At 61.9% G+C, this 19584-nt stretch carries 18 protein-coding genes; 10 read left to right on the top strand and 8 right to left on the bottom strand.

The features are described from left to right. A complete protein-coding gene (locus tag HME9302_RS10835; protein WP_115367690.1) occupies positions 1 to 609 on the bottom strand; it encodes an HNH endonuclease in 609 nt (202 codons plus the stop codon). 45 nt (positions 610 to 654) lie between these two features. Between HME9302_RS10835 and gluQRS the strand changes: the two genes are divergently transcribed. From gluQRS to HME9302_RS10810, 5 genes are all read left to right on the top strand, one after another. Further along, on the top strand, positions 655 to 1527 hold the full coding sequence (gene gluQRS, locus HME9302_RS10830; RefSeq protein ID WP_230079973.1) for a tRNA glutamyl-Q(34) synthetase GluQRS: 873 nt from the start codon (positions 655 to 657) through the stop codon (positions 1525 to 1527). Positions 1528 to 1543: 16 nt separating this feature from the next. Next, on the top strand, positions 1544 to 1777 hold the full coding sequence (locus tag HME9302_RS10825) for an HIG1 domain-containing protein (protein WP_115367024.1): 234 nt from the start codon (positions 1544 to 1546) through the stop codon (positions 1775 to 1777). 18 nt (positions 1778 to 1795) lie between these two features. Continuing rightward, on the top strand, positions 1796 to 2377 hold the full coding sequence (locus HME9302_RS10820) for a cob(I)yrinic acid a,c-diamide adenosyltransferase (protein ID WP_115367023.1): 582 nt from the start codon (positions 1796 to 1798) through the stop codon (positions 2375 to 2377). Positions 2378 to 2539: 162 nt separating this feature from the next. After that, positions 2540 to 3409 (top strand): 3-hydroxyacyl-CoA dehydrogenase family protein, encoded by an 870-nt coding sequence (locus HME9302_RS10815; RefSeq protein WP_115367022.1) that lies wholly within the window; start codon positions 2540 to 2542, stop codon positions 3407 to 3409. 83 nt (positions 3410 to 3492) lie between these two features. Next, positions 3493 to 3846, top strand: a complete 354-nt coding sequence (locus HME9302_RS10810) for a hypothetical protein (protein WP_115367021.1) — start codon at positions 3493 to 3495, stop codon at positions 3844 to 3846. 22 nt (positions 3847 to 3868) lie between these two features. Here HME9302_RS10810 and HME9302_RS10805 read toward each other — a convergent pair whose 3' ends face one another. Genes HME9302_RS10805 through mutS form a run of 3 tightly spaced genes read right to left on the bottom strand, consistent with a single transcriptional unit; the run spans position 3869 to position 7380 of the window. Continuing rightward, the gene (locus tag HME9302_RS10805; RefSeq protein ID WP_230079972.1) at positions 3869 to 4291 is read right to left on the bottom strand and encodes a YidH family protein; all 423 of its coding nucleotides are present in this window, start codon (positions 4289 to 4291) and stop codon (positions 3869 to 3871) included. Next, positions 4288 to 4704 (bottom strand): hypothetical protein, encoded by a 417-nt coding sequence (locus tag HME9302_RS10800; protein ID WP_115367020.1) that lies wholly within the window; start codon positions 4702 to 4704, stop codon positions 4288 to 4290. Before HME9302_RS10800 ends, HME9302_RS10805 begins: the two co-directional genes overlap by 4 nt. 24 nt (positions 4705 to 4728) lie before the next feature. Further along, entirely contained in the window at positions 4729 to 7380 is a 2652-nt protein-coding gene (gene mutS / locus HME9302_RS10795) for a DNA mismatch repair protein MutS (protein WP_456061807.1), read from the bottom strand. Between the two features lie 138 nt (positions 7381 to 7518). On the opposite strand from mutS, the gene HME9302_RS10790 reads away from it, so the two are divergent. Next, entirely contained in the window at positions 7519 to 9792 is a 2274-nt protein-coding gene (locus HME9302_RS10790) for an NADP-dependent malic enzyme (protein WP_115367019.1), read from the top strand. A gap of 106 nt (positions 9793 to 9898) precedes the next feature. Next, entirely contained in the window at positions 9899 to 11149 is a 1251-nt protein-coding gene (locus HME9302_RS10785) for an SAM-dependent methyltransferase (protein WP_115367018.1), read from the top strand. A 31-nt stretch (positions 11150 to 11180) separates the two neighbouring features. Here the strand turns inward: HME9302_RS10785 and trmB are convergent, their stop codons facing one another. From trmB to HME9302_RS10765, 4 genes are all read right to left on the bottom strand, one after another. After that, positions 11181 to 11894 (bottom strand): tRNA (guanine(46)-N(7))-methyltransferase TrmB, encoded by a 714-nt coding sequence (gene trmB / locus HME9302_RS10780; RefSeq protein WP_115367017.1) that lies wholly within the window; start codon positions 11892 to 11894, stop codon positions 11181 to 11183. Then, positions 11891 to 13324 (bottom strand): mechanosensitive ion channel family protein, encoded by a 1434-nt coding sequence (locus HME9302_RS10775; RefSeq protein ID WP_115367016.1) that lies wholly within the window; start codon positions 13322 to 13324, stop codon positions 11891 to 11893. The genes trmB and HME9302_RS10775 overlap by 4 nt, the downstream gene beginning before the upstream one ends. A gap of 1 nt (position 13325) precedes the next feature. Next, positions 13326 to 14675 (bottom strand): TldD/PmbA family protein, encoded by a 1350-nt coding sequence (locus HME9302_RS10770; RefSeq protein WP_115367015.1) that lies wholly within the window; start codon positions 14673 to 14675, stop codon positions 13326 to 13328. Between the two features lie 116 nt (positions 14676 to 14791). Beyond that, positions 14792 to 15190 carry a hypothetical protein gene (locus HME9302_RS10765; RefSeq protein WP_230079971.1) on the bottom strand — a complete coding sequence of 133 codons (399 nt, stop codon included), beginning with the start codon at positions 15188 to 15190 and terminating at the stop codon, positions 14792 to 14794. A 480-nt stretch (positions 15191 to 15670) separates the two neighbouring features. Between HME9302_RS10765 and lptB the strand changes: the two genes are divergently transcribed. From lptB to ctrA, 3 genes are all read left to right on the top strand, one after another. Further along, the gene (gene lptB, locus HME9302_RS10760) at positions 15671 to 16468 is read left to right on the top strand and encodes an LPS export ABC transporter ATP-binding protein (RefSeq protein ID WP_230079970.1); all 798 of its coding nucleotides are present in this window, start codon (positions 15671 to 15673) and stop codon (positions 16466 to 16468) included. 3 nt (positions 16469 to 16471) lie between these two features. Further along, positions 16472 to 17962 carry an RNA polymerase factor sigma-54 gene (rpoN, locus tag HME9302_RS10755; RefSeq protein ID WP_115367014.1) on the top strand — a complete coding sequence of 497 codons (1491 nt, stop codon included), beginning with the start codon at positions 16472 to 16474 and terminating at the stop codon, positions 17960 to 17962. A gap of 469 nt (positions 17963 to 18431) precedes the next feature. Next, positions 18432 to 19127 carry a response regulator transcription factor CtrA gene (gene ctrA, locus HME9302_RS10750; RefSeq protein WP_115367013.1) on the top strand — a complete coding sequence of 232 codons (696 nt, stop codon included), beginning with the start codon at positions 18432 to 18434 and terminating at the stop codon, positions 19125 to 19127. Positions 19128 to 19584 lie beyond the last annotated feature (457 nt).

Genomic DNA, 19584 nt, shown 5'->3' with positions numbered 1-19584 from the left:
TCAAGCCTCCAGCTCGACATCCCAATACAACCAGTCCCGCCAAGTTTCATGCAAGTGCCCGGGCGGGTAGCTGCGACCGCGTTGCTGCAATTGCCAGCTGGTCGGGCGGATCGGTTTCAGAGCGGGGTGCATCTTCGCCTTGTCGGGGGAGCGCCCGCCTTTCTTCATGTTGCACGGCGCGCAGGCGGCGACGATGTTTTCCCATGTCGTTTTCCCGCCAAGGCGGCGCGGGACGACATGGTCGAACGTCAAGTGGTCCGGACTGCCGCAATATTGGCAGGCGAACCGGTCGCGCAGGAACAGGTTGAAGCGGGTGAAGGCGGGAAATTCGCTCGGTTTGACGTATTGCCGCAGCGCGATCACGCTGGGCACCTGCATGTCCAGCGTGGGCGAATGCACTTCCCGGTCATAGCATTCCACGATATCCACCCGGTCGAGGAAGACTGCCTTGATCGCGGTCTGCCACGGCCACAGGCTCAAGGGATAATAGGACAACGGCGTGTAATCCGCGTTCAGAACCAGCGCCGGGCAGGCTGCCAGGTTACGGGTCGGATCGCCCGTTGCGCTACGCATCGCGGTGGCGCTGTCGATAAGGTCGGCCTTGAACATGCCGGTATATGTCTCCTCCTTCACCGAACGCAGCATTTGCACCAAATGGCGTCAACCCTGTTACACAGGCTCATGCACAGCGCAGACAACCCCCCATACATTACCCGCTTCGCGCCGAGCCCCAACGGACCGCTGCATCTGGGTCATGCTTTTTCCGCCATCGTGGCGCATGATCTGGCGCAGGCGAGCGGAGGGACCTTCTTGCTGCGGATCGAGGATATCGACGGTGCACGCAGCCGCGATCGGCATGCCGAAACCGCGCGCGCAGACCTGGCCTGGCTTGGCCTGACGTTCGAAGAAGTGCCCGCCCAGTCGCAGCGCATCGACAGCTATCGCAGCGCGCTCGATCGGCTGGTGGCGATGGACCTTACCTATGCCTGCACCTGCACGCGAACCGAGGTGCGGACGGCGCAAAAGGCGCAGGGTCTTTCGCCCGAAACCTACCCCGGTACCTGCCGCAATGCCCGGCGATCGCTCGACGAACCATACGCGGTGAGGCTGGATATGGCGAAGGCGGCCGCCCTGACGGGACCGCTGGATTGGACCGACCGGCTTTCGGGCAAACATCGTATTGTGACTGAAACGCTCGGCGATCCGGTGATCTGGCGCAAGGAAGAACCTGCCAGCTATCATCTGGCGGTGACGCTGGACGATGCGGCCGACGGGGTGACGTTGGTGACGCGGGGGACCGATCTTGCCGCGTCGACGCCGTATCACCGCATTTTGCAGGAATTGCTCGGCCTGTCGGTACCGATCTGGCACCATCATGCGCTGTTGCGCGATATTGACGGTACCAAGCTTGCCAAGCGCAAAGGCTCTCCTTCGCTGGCGGATCGCAGGTTGGCGGGGGAGGACGGGCGCGCGATTGCAAAACGGTTGCGGGCAGGTGAGCTGCCATCTGGTATTTCACTTCGCTGAGGCCTACATCGCACTCATGCAAACATTCCTCATCGTCGTCATCGTCATCTTGTGCATCCTGGTAGTTGTCTCGCTTGTGCGCGGGATTGTGGCGTTTATGCAATCGACCAAACTCGATCTGAACAGCCCTACGGAAGAGGCGCGGGCAACGGCGATGCAGGTCAAACAGAACAAGATGATGTTCAACCGCATCAAGTTTCAGGCGCTCGCCATTATAGCCGTGGGCATCCTGCTGGTTGTTTCGCGCTAGAGCGCGGGCGCACAGCAGATGGTCAAGCTCAACAAGATCTACACCCGCACCGGCGATGACGGTTCGACCGGCCTGGTTGATGGATCACGCATCGCGAAGGACGCAGCGCGCATCGCTGCGATCGGTGCGGTTGACGAAGCGAACAGCGCCATAGGCTTTGCCGTTGTGGTGCTGGAAGGCGATAACCGAGGCGATGCGACCCGCATTCAGAACGACCTGTTCGATCTTGGAGCCGATCTTGCGACTCCGCTAGGCGACATAGGCGGCGAGGATTTCACGCCCGGCGAAATGGTTCTGCGCATGGTACCGGACCAATCGGACTGGCTGGAACGCCGGATGGACACCCTGAACGAGGCGATGGAACCACTGTCCAGCTTCGTCTTGCCGGGCGGGTCGGAAGCTGCCGCCCGGGTGCATGTTGCCCGCGCCAGCACGCGCCGCGCCGAACGCGCAATGGTCGCGCTGTCTCATGCAGAGCCGGTCAATCCTGCCGCGCTGACTTATATCAACCGCCTGTCCGACTACCTGTTCGTCCTCGCCCGCGCACTTAACGACGATGGCCGCGCCGACGTGACCTGGGTTCCCGGCGCGAGCCGTTAGGCGAGCAACCTAACAAGACAGCGCGAGCCGTTAGGCGAGCAACCCCACGGCGCAACGCGAGCCGTTAGGCGAGCAACCCACGGCAAAGCGCGAGCCGCTAGGCAGGGTGGCATCCTTTCGCTAGTGCGGCCACAATTGCTGCACTTGCGAAGGAAATATTCGATGAAAAAGATCGCCATTATCGGTGCGGGCCAAATGGGCCGCGGCATCGCGCAAACCGTGGCTGCGCGCGGTATGGATGTGCTGCTGGCGGATATCGATCTTCCCACGGCGCAACAGGCACATGGCGACATCGAAAGCGCGCTGGGCAAGCTGGTCGGGCGCGGCAAGATCGAGATTGCGGACGCCGAAACAACCCTATCGCGCATCACGCCCGTGGGCGATTACGAGCAGATGGACAGCGCGGACCTGATTATCGAAGCCGCGACTGAGCGGGAGGAGATAAAACTCGCGATCTTCGAAAAGGCTGGCAAGAAGTTGGCCGACGATGCGATCATGGCGAGCAACACCAGCTCCATCCCGATCACCCGCATGGCCAATGCCGCCCCCGATCCGGCCCGGTTTATCGGACTGCACTTCTTCAACCCGGTGCCCGTTATGGGTCTGATCGAGGTCATTCCCGGCCTCGCGACCTCGCCTGAAACGACCCAGACCACCGTCGAATTTGCCGAAAGTCTGGGCAAGGAAGTGGTGCTGAGCCAAGACGAACCCGGCTTTGTCGTGAACCGTATCCTGCTGCCGATGATCAACGAGGCGGTGTTCGTGCTGGGCCAATCGACCGCTAGTATCGAAGATATCGACAAGGGGTGCCGGCTGGGCCTCAACCATCCGATGGGTCCGCTACAACTAGCGGATTTCGTAGGGCTGGATACGTGTTATGAGATCATCCAGGTGCTTTACAACACTACCGGCGACAGCAAATACCGGCCCGCGCCGCTGCTGGTGAAATATGTCGAAGCAGGCTGGCTGGGCCGCAAGACGGGCCGCGGTTTCTACGATTATACAGGCGAGCTGCCGGTACCGACACGGTAATGCGGGAACGAACGGCTCCAGGGAACAGCCACTTTGGGGAACGGGTGTGACCGCGCGCTCGTTATCTCGGAAAGGAGTATTTCATGACCGACCGTAAAAAAACCGAACCGCTGAGCCAGGAAGAACGCCAGGCGAACCTTGCCCCCGAAACGCATAATGACGAGCAGGACGATCACCGCGAACAGGCGCAGGAGGTGGCGCAGCAAGCGCGGAAGAATGCCGGCAAATCCGCCAGCCCGACCGAAAGCACCAAGCCCAAGGGCGGCATAAATCCAGAGGACGATTCTACGAAGGACGTCATCGATCATATGCGCGACATGGAAAGCTCTGGCCGGATCGACATGGACGCCTATCGCGGCGAACCGAACCACGATGACAATGTCGATAAATTCGGCAAGGCTGCAAAACCCGATGGCTTGCGCGGTGATGGAACCTGACCGCGCTATAACATGAGAAGAGTTAGGCGGTCCCGCTTTGCGTCGGTTCGTGCAACCACCAAAGCGCGACGACCAGAACGACCGCCGCCGCTGTTACACAATAACTGAGAATGCGCATATGGCGTGTTGCAGGGGCCCGAATGGCGTGGGTCGATAAATGCGCCAAGCTCGCACAAGCGCGCTGCTGGGCAGTAAAGGCAACAATGCCGCCCATGACGATAAATCCAGTCGCAATGGCCTGTGCCAACCATGGCGGTTCGAACTCGCCGAATACGGCACGGAAGCCAAGGCCAATCCCGATGGCAGCGAAAGCCGTTCTCAACCATCCGGCAAATGTGCGCTCGGTCGCCTGAATTGTGCGGTCTTCGGCCCAGTCGGTCCGATCTTCCGCCATATCGGTGCGCTTTTCAGCAAGATCGTTGCTGCTGTTTTTGTTATTGGTCACTCGGGCAGGATAACGAGCCCGGCTGGCCCTGCCAATGGTGATCCCTGCACTGTTGGAGCGGGATCATCCATCGGAGTAGGTTCGAAACCCGTTCCAGCGTCCATCGGTAAGCCATCGACAAACGGTTCGCTGAACTCGTCAGGGGAGATTTCGTCGCCGTCCACGGCCCATGGATTGGCGAGCTGTTCGTCGATTGCGCCGTCTTCTTCATATTCGCGCGGTTCGGGCGGCAAAGCCTCGACATCGCCCCAGTCTCCGCCGCTCGCGCGGCTGCGATTTTCCTCGACCTTTTGCGCGGTCTTTACGACCAGGCCCTCATCCTCTTCGGTGCCGACGAGTGTGGCCGCGCCATATGCACCGGTGAGCACGAAGATCAGCGCCATCCAGCGGTTCTTGAACAAATAACTGAACATGATCGCAGATTTACCAGCGCCCGGTTAATTATCGGTAGCCGCTGCTTCCCGCTTGAGTTCATACAGGATTTCCAGCGCATCGCGCGGCGACAGCGCATCGATATCCAGCGTATCGAGCCGCTCGCGCAAGATATCGCATTCTTCCTGTTCTGCTTCTGCCGCGATGGCGAACAATGGCAGATCGCCGAGCCCGGCTGCCAGGCCGCCGGTTTCCGCGCGGCCCTTCTCCAACTTGGCGAGGACCGATTTTGCGCGATTTACCACCGGATCCGGCACGCCTGCCAGCCGCGCCACGGCGAGGCCGTAGCTGCGATCCGCAGGTCCCTTCGCCAGTTCGTGCAGCAGCACGAGGTCGCCCTTCCATTCCCGGGCGCGCACATGGTGCAGCGACAGCGCTGGGCAGGTTTCCGCCAATCGCGCCAATTCATGATAGTGCGTGGCAAACAGGCAGCGGCAGCGATTGGTCTCATGCACCGCCTCGGCCACTGCCCAGGCAAGCGCCAGCCCGTCATAGGTGGATGTACCGCGCCCCACCTCGTCCAGGATGACGAAGCTTTGCTCGGTCGCCTGCGACAGGATCGCGGCGGTTTCCACCATCTCGACCATGAAGGTGGAACGTCCGCGCGCCAGATTGTCCGATGCGCCGACGCGGCTGAACAGGCGGTCGACAATTCCGATCGTGGCGGAAGCGGCTGGCACGAAACCGCCCGCCTGCGCGAGCAACACAATCAGCGCATTCTGCCGCAGAAACGTAGATTTGCCGCCCATATTCGGCCCGCCGACCAACCATAGCCGGTCATCCGGACCAAGCTGGCAGTCATTGACCACGAACCGGTCCCCGCCTTCCGCCAGTGCCGCCTCCACCACCGGATGACGACCGCCGCTAATTTCCAGGCAGGGTGCGTCGTCCAGCAGATCGGGCTTGCACCATTCGCCTTCCGCCGCGCGTTCTGCCTGCCCCGCTGCCACGTCGATGCGCGCCATGGCATCGGCGGTCGCGGCAATGGCGATCCGCGCCTCGCTCACCATGCCGCACAGCTCCTCGAAATGTGCTTCTTCGGCAGCCAGGGCGTGACTGCCCGCTTCGGCTATGCGGGCGGCTTCCTCGTGCAGGGCTACCGAGTTGAAGCGCACTGCGCCTGCCATCGTCTGGCGATGGGTGAAGCCGCTATCGGGCGCCATCAACGCATCACCATGTTTGGCGGGCACTTCGATGAAATATCCGAGCACGCCATTGTGCTTGATCTTCAACCGGTCGACGCCGGTTTCGGTGCGGTAGCGGGCTTCCATGGCGGCGATGGCGCGGCGGGAATTGCCCGACATCTCCCGCAACTCGTCGAGGGCCGCGTCATAGCCTTCCGCGATGAAACCGCCTGTATCGCGCAAGGTTGGCGGCGTAGCGATCAAAGCGCGGGATAAACGGTCAGTCAGCGCGCCATGACCGGTCATTTGCGGCATCAGGGTTTCCAGCAAAGCGGGCCGGTCCGGCTTTGTTGCCAGCACATCGCAAATGCGGCGTGCTTCCGACAGGCCATCGCGGATCTGGCCAAGATCGCGCGGACTGCCACGTGCCGCCACCACCCGGCCCAGCGCGCGCCCGATATCGGGCAGGCTGCGAAGCATGCCGCGCAAGTCGCCGCGCAGCAGCGGATCGCCACGGAGCCATGCCACCAGTGTGAGCCGCGCCTCGATTGCCGGACGGTCGCGCAACGGTGCCGACAGGTCTTCCGCCAATTGCCGGGCACCTGCGCCCGTCACGCAGCGGTCGATCGCATGGACCAGACTGCCGGCCCGCCCGCCCGATTGCGCTTCCAGAACTTCCAGGCTGGCCCGTGTCGCTGCATCCATCGCAAGATGTGCGGCGCTGGAGCGGGAGACGGGTGGCAGTAGCAGTGGCAGCTTCCCGCGCCCGGCATGGTCGAGATAAGCAATCAGTCCGGCTGCCGCGGCCAGCATCGGGCGGGTGAACTGGCCGAACCCGTCCAGCGTGTGCACACCGTGGATCGCCTTCAACCGATCCTCACCTGCATCGCTAGAGAAATCCGATTTCGGGCGAGCGATATGTTCGGGGGACGCGGCACGCATGTCGTCCGGCGCGACAATCTCGCTTGCGCCAAGCCGCGCCAGTGCTGCGTCGACTGCGCTTTCTTCGCATTCTTCCAGCTCCATCCGGCCGGTTGAGATATCGCAGGCCGCGAGGCCGAATGTGCCGCGCACTTCGCACACTGCAGCCAGCACGTTGGCGCGGCGCGATTCCAGCAGCGCGTCTTCCGTCAGCGTGCCTGCCGTCACGAACCGTACGATGTCGCGCGCCACCAATGCCTTGGACACAGGGGTCCCTTCGGCCTTGGCACGCGCTTTTGCCTCGGCAGGCGTTTCGGTCTGTTCGGCAATCGCCACCCGGCAACCGGCGCGGATCAGACGGGCGAGGTAGCCTTCCGCCGAATGCACCGGCACCCCGCACATCGGGATCGGTTCGCCATCCTTCTCCCCCCGGCTGGTAAGCGCGATATCCAGCACCGCCGCGGCCTTGCGCGCATCGTCGAAGAACAGTTCGAAAAAATCGCCCATCCGGTAGAACAGCAGGTGATCGTCGCCGTCCTTCGATGCCTCCGCCTTCAGCGCATGGTATTGCGCCATCATCGGGGTAAGCTTGGTGGGTTCGGGCCGGGCCATTCTGCAAGGCTTGCCCGCCCGTTACCGATTCGGGAAGCGACAGTGCGCGCCCTTTCCCCTATCCCTTGTCCGGCGCAGCGTTTATCGCGCCCGAAACACACCAGATACCACCGCGACGTTACGGCAAGGGGCTATGCATTGAGCGACGAAAACACCGACGGTTCGACCAGCGACTTCACCACGCGTGAGGCGCTGTTCTATCACGAGACGATCCGGCCCGGTAAGCTGGAAATCGTCGCGTCGAAGCCGATGGCGACCCAGCGCGACCTGTCGCTTGCCTATTCCCCCGGTGTCGCCGCCCCGGTCGAGGCAATTGCAGCGGATCCTGCCAATGCCGCGCGATATACCGCGCGTTCCAACCTCGTCGCGGTAATTTCAAACGGTACCGCCATTCTCGGTCTCGGCAATCTGGGCGCGCTGGCGTCCAAGCCGGTGATGGAGGGGAAAGCGGTCCTCTTCAAACGCTTCGCCGATGTCGATTCCATCGATATCGAACTTGATACCGAGGACCCTGAAAAGTTCATCGAAGCAGTCGCCCTGATGGAGCCGACTTTCGGCGGGATCAATCTGGAAGACATTGCCGCTCCCGAATGCTTCGTGATCGAGCAGGCCCTGCGCGAACGGATGAATATTCCGGTCATGCATGACGACCAGCATGGCACCGCCATCATCGCCGCCGCCGGGATCATCAACGCGTGCCATCTGACCGGGCGCGAGTTGAAGGACGTGAAGATGGTGGTGAACGGTGCCGGCGCGTCTGCGCTTGCTTGTACCGCGCTCGTCAAGGCAATGGGCATCCCGGCCGACCAGGTGATCGTATGCGACCGCAGCGGCCCAATCTATCCCGGTCGCGCCGACGTGGACCAATGGAAAAGCGCGCACGCGACCCCCACCGAAGCGCGCGATCTGGAACAGGCGCTGGACGGTGCGGATATCTTCCTCGGCCTATCGGCTGCCGGAGCGTTGAAGCCTGAATGGGTGACCAAGATGGCCGAACATCCCATCATCTTCGCCATGGCCAATCCGGTGCCCGAAATCATGCCGGACGAGGCCAAGGCGGTCCGCCCCGACGCGATTGTCGCTACCGGCCGGTCAGACTATCCCAACCAGGTCAACAATGTGCTGGGTTTCCCGTTCATCTTCCGCGGCGCGCTCGACGTGCGGGCAACTGCCATCAACGAGGAAATGAAGATCGCCGCGGCCCATGCCATCGCTGCGCTGGCGCGGCAGCGCGTACCGGAGGAAGTGGCAGTGGCTTACGGCACCAACCACCAGTTCGGGCGCGACTACATCATTCCTGCCCCCTTCGATCCGCGTCTGATGGAAGTGGTGTCCTCTGCGGTGGCGCAGGCCGCAATGGATTCCGGTGTGGCGCAGACCCGGATCGAGGATATGGAAGCATACCGGCTCGAACTGAAGGGCCGGCTCAACCCGACCACTTCGGTGCTGACGGGCGTGTACGAGCAAGCCAAGAACAATCCCAAGCGCGTGGTGTTTGCCGAGGCGGAGGAAGATGTGGTGCTGCGCGCCGCCATCCAGTTCCGCGATTTCGGTTACGGCACCCCGGTGCTCGTCGGCCGCACCAAGAAGGTGCACGCGAAGCTGGTCGAACTGGCGGTGGATGATCCCTCCAGCTTCGAAATCCAGAATTCGCGCGATAGCAAGCACGTGCCCGCGATGGTCGAATTTCTCTACGAACGGCTGCAGCGGCGCGGTTATACGGAACGCGATGTTCGCCGACTGGTAAATCAGGAACGCAACGTGTTTGCCGCTTTGCTGGTTGCGCTGGGCCATGGCGATGCGATGATTTCGGGCCTTACCCGTACCTTTGCGCAGTCCGCTCGCGAAATTAATCTCGTGCTCGATGCGAAAGAGGACGCGCTGCCGTTTGGCATTCACATGATGCTGGGCAAGAACCACACCACGTTCATGGCCGATACCACGATCAACGAGCGACCCTCCGCCACGCAACTGGCGCATATCGCCAAGGAAACTGCTGCGGTGGCCAGGCGACTGGGGCACACCCCGCGCGTCGCCTTCCTGTCATATTCCACGTTCGGCAATCCGAGCGGGAAATGGCTGGAAGCCATCCGCGAGGCGGTGTCCATCCTCGATGCAGAAGAGGTGAACTTCGAATATGAAGGCGAAATGGCACCGGACGCCGCGCTCAATCCGACCGTGATGGCGCTATACCCGTTCAGCCGCCTGTCCGGCCCGGCCAACGTGCTGGTCATGCCGGGGCTGCAATCCGCCAATTTGTCAGCCAAGATCCTCCGCGAACTGGGCGGTAACGCGACCATTGGCCCGATGCTGGTCGGAATGGAAAAACCGGTACAGATCGCCCCGATGACGGCCATCGCGCCCGATGTGCTGACGTTGGCTGTCTTGGCGAGCGCGGGGGTGGTGGGGTAGGTCCAAGGGGCCTTCCCTGACAGCGCAGCTGTCAATAGCCGAACTTGCGTAAACGGCGTAAATATTGCGCTGGATATCATGCGATTAGCTGCTTAGCGTCTTGGGCATGAGCAAGTCGCTGGTCAGCCGCTACCTCGCCTCCATCGTACAGCGGGGTACGTTGGATGTCAGTTTTGCCGATGGTACGAAGCGCGTATTCGGCAGCCCTGCCGAGGGGTTCCCCGATGTGGCGGTGATCTTCACCGATGCCAAAGTTCCGCGCGATATCATGCTCGATCCGCGGCTCGGCGCGGCGGAAGCCTTTATGGATGGACGTCTTACGCTCAAACGCGGCGGGATCATGGAACTGGTCGAATTGCTGCGTTCCAATGCGCCATGGGACAGGGGCGGTAGCATCGGCAATCCGCGGCTGGTGCGCCGCGTTACCAATCGGCTGGCTTTCGCGCGTGAGGGTATCAACGGCCGCCTCGGTGCACAGCGCAATGTCGCGCATCATTACGATATCGGCAACGATCTCTACCGCCTGATGCTCGACTGCGAGCATATGCAATATAGTTGCGCTTACTGGGCGGACGGCGTCAGCACGCTGGGAGAAGCGCAGGAGGCGAAGCTGGCACATATCGCCGCGAAGCTTGCTTTGAAGGACGGCCAGACGGTGCTGGACATCGGGTGCGGCTGGGGCGGAATGGCAATATACCTGGCCCGCCGGTTCGGCGTCACAGTCACCGGCATTACATTGTCGAAGGAACAACTGGCGCTGGCGATGGAGCGGGCCGAGGAAGCCGGTGTTGCAGAACGGGTCCAGTTCGAACTCGCCGATTACCGCGACCTTCCAGCCAGCGGCAGACGGTTCGACAGGATCGTATCGGTCGGTATGTTCGAACATGTCGGCCGGCCGCAATTCGATACGTTTTTCAAGACCTGCGCGAACTTGCTGGCGGATACCGGTGTGATGCTGCTGCACACGATTGGTCGGATTGGTTCGCCAGGAACCACCGATGCCTTCACGCGAAAATATATCTTTCCCGGCGGTTATATTCCGGCATTGTCCGAAACGGTCGCGGCGAGCGAGAAATACCGCCTGATTGCGACCGATACCGAGATGTTGCGACTGCACTACGCCAAGACGCTACGCGCTTGGTACGCCAACTGCATGGTCCATCGTGAGGCGATCGAGGCGATGTACGACGAGCGGTTTTTCAGGATGTGGACATTCTACCTGGCGGGCGCTGCGGCAAGTTTCGAATATGGCGGAATGTGCAATTGTCAGATCCAGTACACCCGGGATCGCCGCGCCCTGCCATTCACGCGCGACTATATGACGCAAGCGGAAACCGAGTTGGGAACGCCCGCCTGATCTTTGGTGCATATACCGGAGCCGTCAACTCCTACCGCCGCCGGTATCGAAAATACCACACTTCGTGCTCGAACACTTCGCGAGCCTTTTTCTCGTATCGCGTTTCGCTCCATCCGCCGGGGCGGTTCTGGAAAGCTTCGGGGCCGTCGGCCAGCCATTCGAACGGCGCATCCGGCCTGCCGGTGAAGCGTTGCATCACCATCAGCGCGTGCCGGAGATAGACGTCGTGATCGGTGCCGAAGCGGAATTCGCCGCCGGGCTTGAGCTTGTCCGCGATCATCTGGATCGGACCGTCATTGACCATGCGCCGTTTGGCATGGCGTGCCTTGGGCCAGGGGTCGGGGTGGAGCAGATAGACGAAGCTGAGCGTTCCGTCCGGCACGCGGTCCAGCACCTGCAGCGCGTCGCCGTGCTGGATGCGGATATTGGTCAGCCCGCGATCCTTCACGTGGCCGAGCGCGCCCACCACGCCGTTCAGATAGGGCTCGGCCCCGATGAAGCCGTGATCGGGCAACATATCGGCGCGGTCCGCCATGTGTTCGCCCGCGCCGAAGCCAATTTCGAAATGCAGCGGCATATCGCGTCCGAACAATCGCTCCGCCGTGACTGGGCCGTCTTCCGGGACCGCGATGCGCGGCAGCAGTTCCTCGACCATTTGTTGCTGACCCGCGCGCAGGGCTTTGCCAACCGAACGCCCGTACAACCGGTTCAGCGTGGTAGGGTCGCCGGGTTTATGCGCGCTCATTCGACCGGACGACCTTCGTCCAGCAGATCGTTCTCGTCGCTTTGCGCCGACCGTTCCCGATCGACCATGCGGGCGACCTCGTCCTGCGGCGCGACATCCTCGTCCGCTTCGGTAACTGTAACATCGGCGTGTGCGGCTTTTTCCCGAGCGGGTTCCGGATCACCCTTCTTCGGCTTCGCCTTTTCGATGGTTTCAAACGGCAGGGGCATGGTGCGTTCATCGAAACGCAGGCGGTAAATCGGTTCCGGAAGGCCGAACCCGGCGCCTTCCAGCGCGTCCTTTACGGCAGGGATCGCGCGGGTTTTCGCCTTGAAGAAGTCCGCCTGGCTCTGGTCGATCCAGGCCAGGAAGCGGATGACGATATTGGAATCGCCGACCTCGATAATGCGCGCTTCCGATGGCGGGTCGCGGAGGATAAACGGCAATGCGTCGAGCGCGGCCTTGCCGACCTTGCGTGCGGCCCGTGGATCGTCATCGGCATCCACGCCTAAGTCGAATTCGAAACGGCGCTGCGGATTGCGGGTGTAGTTGAGGATCACTGCCTTGAAGACGGTCGAATTCGGGATGCGCAAATGGTTGCCGTCCAGCGTCATCATCACCGTGGCGCGGCTGGTCAGGCGGATGATGCGGCCCTCCATGTCGTCGATCAGGACATGATCGTTTGCGCGAAATGGCTGGCGCAGGCTGAGCATCAGCGAGGCGACGTAATTCTCCACCGTATCGCGCAACGCAAACCCCAGGGCCAACCCGATAACGCCGGCCCCGCCAAGCACCGCGCCGAGCAATGCACTGGCGCCGATCATGTCCAGCGCGATCACGATGCCGCCAACGATGAACACGAACCGGATGGCGCTCGCCAGCAATTCGGCGAGGAAGGAATTGGGTGCGATCCGGCGCCACAGCCCGGTCAGCCCGGCGATAAGGTAGCCAATCAGCCCGATGGCAAACGCTACCCCTGCGGCCAGCGCAATCAGCGGCAGCATTTCGAGGAAGCTTTCCGCCATATCGCGCAGCCCGCCAAGCGAGGCGAGCCCATCATCGACCGAGACATTACGCTCAAGCTGGTTTTCGACAGTAACCACGCCTGCAACACGGCCGGCAATCTCGGCTCCGCGCTCGATATCGGTGTCGTCCGGCACTGTGCCTGCGAGCGTGACGACGCCGCCATCCACAGTGACGGTCGTATCCGCAAAGGCAGGCAGAGCGGCGAAGATATCCTCGATCCGGTTGGCAATCCGCCTGTCGGCACCCGCATCCTGCGTGTCGTCGATTTGCGCAGCAGGCTCGTTTTCGGGGGCAGGCTCCGCCACCTCGGTGTCGAGCGAGGGCAGCATTGCGGCACTCGCGGGTGCAACGAAAAGCAAGGCCGACAGGGCGATGAGCAAAGCTGCAAGCCAAGTGTGGGCAGCTGTTCCGATGTCACGCGTCATGTTATTCCCCCGCCACGGTCATGCCATCGACACGCAGCGTGGGCACATCGATCCCGCCCTTGAATTCCAGATCGTCTGCAGCGCGAAGGGCGGGGAACATGGTCAGCAAATTGCCGGCAATAGTGAACTCCGTCACTGGCCCGGCAATCTCGCCGTTTTCGATGCGAAAGCCGCTCGCGCCACGGCTGTAATCGCCGGTCACCATGTTGATCCCCTGGCCGATCAGTTCGGTCACGAACACGCCGCGTTCGATATCGGCGATCAGATCGCGGACGGATATTGTGCCGGGTTCGAGATAGACATTGCTGGCTGAAATGCCCGGTGCGCCTCCCGAACCGAGCGCCGCGTGACCTGTCAGGCCGATGCCGAGCTGTTTGGCCGCGGCGGCATTGGTAAGCCAACCGGTTACTTTCCCGCCTTCGACCAGCGCGCGCTTGCTGGTAGGCAGCCCTTCGCCATCGAGAGGGCGAGAACGATGGCCGCGCAATCGGTGCGGGTCATCCATGATGCGTATCGCCGGACCAAACAGCGGTTCGTCCATCCGGTCCAGCAGCAGCGAGGTTCCCCGCGCCGCCGCAGCACCCGACATCGCGCCGAGCAGATGCGAGACGAGCGAACTGCCGACGCGGGGATCGAATACCACCGGCATCGGTCCGCTCGGCAAGCGGCCGGGATCGCGCTTGGCGGCGGTGCGCTGCCCTGCCTCTGCGCCGATGTCGGCAGGCGAGGGCAGGTCTTCGAAATGTCGGGTCGCGCGATATTCGTAATCGCGTTGCATATCCGCGCCTTCGCCCGCGATCATGGCCGCACCCTGCGCGTGGCTCGTTGCGGCATAGGCGGCAGCTACCCCGTGGCTGGTGACGAGCGCGGCAACACTGCGGGCGAAGGTTGCGCTCGCCGAAACACTGGTGGTTACTCCATCGACATCGAGCGCGGCGGTTTCGGTGGCGATGGCCCGTTCGCGCAAGGCTTCCGGACCGGGTTCGTCATCGCTGTCTTCAAGGTCCAATTCGGGCAGGTCGCCGGTTGCCAGCAGGTCTTGCGGCGCGAGACCTGCGTAGCGATCCTCCGGCGCAGCGCGGGCCATGGCAACGGCGCGAGCGGCGATTTCTTCCAGCGCATCTCTGGCGAAATCGCTGGTATTGATGCTGGCGGAACGCTGGCCGACAAACACCCGCAGCCCGATCGCCTCGCTCTCGCTGCGCTCCACATCTTCCAGTGCGCCCAGCCGGACCGACACGCTCTCGCTCGACGAAGCGCGCGCGACGGCGTCCGCACCATCGGCGCCCTGACGCATGGCGGACTGTATCAATTGCTGGGAGCGGTCGAGCGCGGTGGCTTTGTTAATCATCGAAGCGACCTAATGCGGGGCAGGGCGCAGCACAACACACCAGTGAGTTCACCGCCCTCTAGCAGTATTGACATCCGGCGAGCGAATTACCCAGTCTGGGCTGCCCGCAAAGCGTGTTAAAGGATGGCGCGGAACAGGGCGGTCAGGATGGCCGGCAGCCCGATGGCCATCAGCCACAGTCCTGCAGCATCGCGCATGAACTCCCCCCGCAATGCCGGGTCGTGCGCCGCTTCGTCAGTCAGAAAGCGCCATCGCCGTTCGAACCAGCGGCAGGCCGGAATGATCGCGGCCACCAGTACCACCAGCACAAGATAGGGAAGAATGCCGGGCGCACCGTCCTTCAGCGCGGCAGTGGTCATGAAAATCTGCAGGCCGGTATAGACCAGCAGCGCATAGGCAACATGATCGCTCATCCGGCGTCGCCAATCGAGGGCGTGCGCATGCGCGCGCTGGCTGTCGCCAACTGCCGTGCGGGCGGTGTGCTGCGATGCAGCCTGCGGTTTGACCCACGCCATAATCGACTCTCCCCAGAGCGTATTGGAATGCCATCCTGTCAAAACATGTGCGGGTTGGCAAGTTGGGGGGATGCGGGGGGTGTTTAGCCTCAAGCGCCGGCGTTTTTTGTTTAGACCCTGCGGGCGGGGACCATCCGGGCGTTTTTGTTTAGCCCCTCAAACGCCGGGCGCTCGCATCCGCTCGCTTGGCTTCCTCGCATAAGCTCGGGCGGCCGTTCGGCCTTGCGGTCCGCTGGTCGCGGACCGAACTTGCGTTACCCTCGCAATCTTGGATCCGGTTCCAGGTTACGGCAGTCATAGGCCCAAAGGGCCGCCCGCAGCGAAGCGAGGATAGCCTAAGGGAGCGAATGCGACCGCCGGCGCTTGAGGCAAAACAAAAAACACCGCTTGAGGCTAAAACAAAACCTCGCGCCCGCAAGGCCAAAACAAAAAACTCCCAGCGGGCTTTCCACCAGCGTTCGTAATGCTAAGTCTCCGGATATGACGAACAGCGCCGATACCCTCGACCATCCCACCGCCGCGGAGCCGGATCAGGCGGTGCAGCCACTTCCGCCGCAGGGCGGGCTGGAAGTGATTTCCATCGCCAAATCTTACGATAAGCGTGCGGTCCTGTCGGATATTTCGCTTACCGTCGGGAAGGGCGAAGTGCTCGGCCTGCTAGGGCCGAACGGTGCGGGCAAGACGACGTGCTTCTATTCCATCATGGGCCTCGTGCGTCCCGATAGCGGCCGTATCCTGATGGACGGGGAGGACGTGACGAAGCTGCCGATGTATCGCCGCGCGATTCTCGGCCTTGGCTATCTGCCGCAGGAAACCAGCATATTTCGCGGCATGACCGTAGAACAGAACATCAATTGCGTGCTCGAAATGGCCGAGCCGGACAAGGGTATGCGCGCTGCTGAACTTGAACGCCTGCTGGAGGAATTCGGGCTGGCACGGCTGCGTTCCAGCCCGGCCATGGCGCTTTCGGGCGGTGAACGACGCCGCTGCGAAATTGCGCGCGCACTTGCGGCAAAACCGTCCATCATGCTGCTCGACGAACCGTTTGCCGGAATCGATCCGCTGTCGATCAGCGATATTCGCGACCTGGTGAAGGATTTGAAGACGCGCGGCATCGGTGTGCTGATAACCGACCACAATGTGCGCGAGACGCTGGAAATCGTCGATCGCGCCTGCATCATCTATGGCGGACAGGTGCTGTTCGCGGGCACGCCCGAAGCGCTGGTGGCGGACGAGAATGTGCGCCGCCTGTATTTGGGCGAAGGGTTTACGTTGTAAGCCATGGCTTTGGGGCCACGCCTCGACCTCAGGCAAAGCCAGTCACTGGTGATGACGCCGCAGCTGCAGCAGGCGATCAAGCTGCTGGCGCTGTCGAATCTGGAAATCGAAACCTTTATCGGCGAGGCGCTGGAAGCCAATCCCTTGCTGGAAGCGGGCGAGGTCCGCCGCGAACAGGGCGATGCGGCGGATACCGTTTCGGGGCCTGCAGAGGCCGAGCGTTCCGCAGATGGCGAACCCAATGCCGGCGGCGAGGCGGCGCTCGATATCGACAGTAGTGCGCTGGACCGGGACCGTGATACGGGCGACGCCGACTGGTCCAGCGCGGCTTCGGGCGGCGGTGCGCCGGGCGAGGCAATGGATTTCGGCAATGTGGGCGAAGCGGCCCCGACGCTGGCCGATCATCTCGAAGCGCAGATCGGTCCAGCCGCCCGCGACGCACGCGAAGCTTTCGTTGCGCGGCACATCATCGGCTTGCTGGACGAGGCCGGATATCTGACCACCGATTTACGATCCGTGGCAGCGGATCTGGACATCGCGCTGGCTGAAACGGAGCGCGCACTTGAGCTTGTGCAATCGCTCGACCCGACCGGCGTGGGTGCGCGCACTTTGTCGGAATGTCTCGCTCTGCAGGCGAAGGAAGCGGACCGCTACGATCCCTGCATGGCCCGGCTGATCGACAATCTGGAACTGGTCGCGAAAGGCGATGTAAACCGGCTGAAACGCCTGTGCGAAGTGGACGAGGAAGATTTCGCCGACATGCTGGGCGAACTGCGCAGCTACGACCCCAAACCGGGCCTCGCTTTCGGCAGTACGGAATCGGGCACGGTGGTGCCGGACATATTGATGAAACCGCTCAGGGCCCGCGCGAATGATGGCAGCGAGGGCGGCACCGGCTGGGACATCAAGCTCAATGAAGCAACGCTGCCCCGGCTGGTGGTCAATCGCAGTTACGAAGTGGAACTGCGCGATGGATGCCGCGACAAATCCAGTCGCGCCTGGCTGAACGAGAAGCTGGCCGACGCGCACTGGCTGCTAAAGGCGCTTGACCAGAGGCAGAAGACAATCCTGAAAACAGCAGCCGAAATCGTGAAGCGGCAAGCAGGATTTTTCCGGGGCGGCGTGTCCGAATTGCGCCCACTGACCCTGCGCGAAGTGGCAGACGCCATCGATATGCATGAAAGCACGGTCAGCCGGGTAACCAGCAACAAATATCTCCACTGCAATCGCGGCACGTTCGAACTGAAATACTTTTTCACCAGCGGTGTTGGCAGCGCAGATGGCGAGGGTGCCTCCAGCGAAGCAGTGAAATCGCGGATCAAGGCGCTGACCGATGCGGAGGAGCCGAAGAAGATATTGTCCGATGACAAGCTGGTAGCGCTGCTGAAATCCGAAGGCTTCGATATCGCCCGCCGCACCGTGGCGAAATATCGCGAGGCCATGGGGATAGGCTCGAGCGTACAGCGCCGAAGGGCCAAGAAGATGGGCATGTGAGGGGGGGTGTTTTAGACCCTGCGGGTGGAGTGTTTTGTTTTGGCCTCAGGCGCCGGCGGTCGCGTTATTTGTTTAGACCCTCAAACGCCGGGCGCTCGCATCCGCTCGCTTGGCTTCCTCGCATAAGCTCGGGCGGCCGTTCGGCCTTGCCGTTTGCTAGTCGCAAACGGAACTTACGCTTTACTATCTATCTCGTCCCCGGTTCCTGGTGACGGCAGTCGTAGGCCCAAAGGGCCGCCCGCAGCGCGAAGCGTGAGGATAGCCTAAGGGAGCGGACGCGACCGCCGGCGCTTGAGGCTAAACAAAAAACACCAAACAAAAAAACCCCCAGCGCTTGTGGCCAACCCCAACAACCAAACCCTTTATTCAAAATTAACCTTTTCTCTTCACAAACGGTGTGGTTAATCCATGGCAACACCTCTTATCGAGTTGTTACCACGCGAGTTCAGGTAAAAGGGGGCTACCCACAATGCGCGTTCTGCTGATCGAAGACGAGCCAACGACTGCAAAGGCCATTGAGCTGATGCTGACCACGGAAGGCTTTAACTGTTATTCCACCGATCTGGGCGAGGAAGGCCTCGATCTGGGCAAGCTGTATGATTACGATATCATCCTGCTCGATCTCAACCTGCCCGACATGCATGGCTACGATGTGTTGAAGAAACTGCGCGTCGCCAAGGTGCAGACGCCGGTCCTGATCCTGTCGGGCATTGCCGAAATGGACAGCAAGATTCGCAGCTTCGGCTTCGGCGCCGACGATTACGTGACCAAGCCGTTCCACCGCGACGAGCTGGTCGCCCGCATCCACGCCGTTGTGCGCCGTTCGAAGGGCCATAGCCAGTCGATCATCCGCACCGGCAAGCTGGCTGTAAACCTCGATGCGAAAACCGTCGAAGTCGACAGCGCGCGGGTACACCTGACCGGTAAGGAATACGCCATGCTGGAACTGCTTTCGCTCCGCAAAGGCACCACGCTGACTAAGGAAATGTTCCTCAACCACCTGTATGGCGGGATGGACGAACCGGAACTGAAGATCATCGACGTCTTCATCTGCAAGCTGCGGAAGAAACTGTCCCACGCATGCGGCGGTGAAAACTACATCGAAACCGTATGGGGCCGCGGATATGTCTTGCGCGATCCGCAGGAAGAAGCCGAAGCGGCGTGATTACGCCCCTTCGGGGGTAATCACTTTTTGTTTGGGGCCCTGCGGGCGGTGGGCGCTCGCATCCGCGTTATTTGTTTGGCCCCTGCGGGCGCAGGCCATCCGGCCTGCTTGCCTCCTCGCATAAGCTCGGGCGGCCGGGCAGTTGTGCTTCGCACGTCTACGCCTTCGGCTTCGACTCCGGCCTTTGGTTTGCTGGTCGCAAACGGAACTTGCGCTAAACTAGTTACGTAGCTTCCGGTTCCTGGTCACGGCAGTCCAGCGTGCGACTGCACGCCGGCCGGTAGGCCGGAAGCCTAAGGGAGCGGACGCGACCGCCGGCGCTTGAGGCCAAACAAAATACAATCACGGCAGTCATAGGCCCAAAGGGCTGCCCGCAGCGCGAAGCGCGAGGATAGCCTAAGGAAGCGAATGCGACCGCCGGCGCTTGAGGCTAAACATAAAACTTTCGCCCCAAGCT

This window comes from Alteripontixanthobacter maritimus, assembly GCF_003340475.1.
Taxonomy (GTDB): Bacteria; Pseudomonadota; Alphaproteobacteria; order Sphingomonadales; family Sphingomonadaceae; genus Alteripontixanthobacter; species Alteripontixanthobacter maritimus.
Note: the sequence above shows the minus strand (reverse complement) of the source record. Positions and strands in the feature narration are given on the sequence as shown.

Coding starts and splice junctions, on each gene's coding strand:
- mutS (WP_456061807.1), bottom strand. CDS start 7,380: ATGGCCCGGCCCGAACCCACCAAGCTTACCCCGATGATGGCGCAATAC.
- HME9302_RS10835 (WP_115367690.1), bottom strand. CDS start 609: ATGTTCAAGGCCGACCTTATCGACAGCGCCACCGCGATGCGTAGCGCA.
- rpoN (WP_115367014.1), top strand. CDS start 16,472: ATGGCTTTGGGGCCACGCCTCGACCTCAGGCAAAGCCAGTCACTGGTG.
- ctrA (WP_115367013.1), top strand. CDS start 18,432: ATGCGCGTTCTGCTGATCGAAGACGAGCCAACGACTGCAAAGGCCATT.
- HME9302_RS10825 (WP_115367024.1), top strand. CDS start 1,544: ATGCAAACATTCCTCATCGTCGTCATCGTCATCTTGTGCATCCTGGTA.
- HME9302_RS10815 (WP_115367022.1), top strand. CDS start 2,540: ATGAAAAAGATCGCCATTATCGGTGCGGGCCAAATGGGCCGCGGCATC.
- lptB (WP_230079970.1), top strand. CDS start 15,671: ATGACGAACAGCGCCGATACCCTCGACCATCCCACCGCCGCGGAGCCG.
- HME9302_RS10785 (WP_115367018.1), top strand. CDS start 9,899: ATGAGCAAGTCGCTGGTCAGCCGCTACCTCGCCTCCATCGTACAGCGG.
- HME9302_RS10810 (WP_115367021.1), top strand. CDS start 3,493: ATGACCGACCGTAAAAAAACCGAACCGCTGAGCCAGGAAGAACGCCAG.
- HME9302_RS10770 (WP_115367015.1), bottom strand. CDS start 14,675: ATGATTAACAAAGCCACCGCGCTCGACCGCTCCCAGCAATTGATACAG.
- HME9302_RS10800 (WP_115367020.1), bottom strand. CDS start 4,704: ATGTTCAGTTATTTGTTCAAGAACCGCTGGATGGCGCTGATCTTCGTG.
- gluQRS (WP_230079973.1), top strand. CDS start 655: ATGGCGTCAACCCTGTTACACAGGCTCATGCACAGCGCAGACAACCCC.
- HME9302_RS10765 (WP_230079971.1), bottom strand. CDS start 15,190: ATGGCGTGGGTCAAACCGCAGGCTGCATCGCAGCACACCGCCCGCACG.
- trmB (WP_115367017.1), bottom strand. CDS start 11,894: ATGAGCGCGCATAAACCCGGCGACCCTACCACGCTGAACCGGTTGTAC.
- HME9302_RS10775 (WP_115367016.1), bottom strand. CDS start 13,324: ATGACGCGTGACATCGGAACAGCTGCCCACACTTGGCTTGCAGCTTTG.
- HME9302_RS10820 (WP_115367023.1), top strand. CDS start 1,796: ATGGTCAAGCTCAACAAGATCTACACCCGCACCGGCGATGACGGTTCG.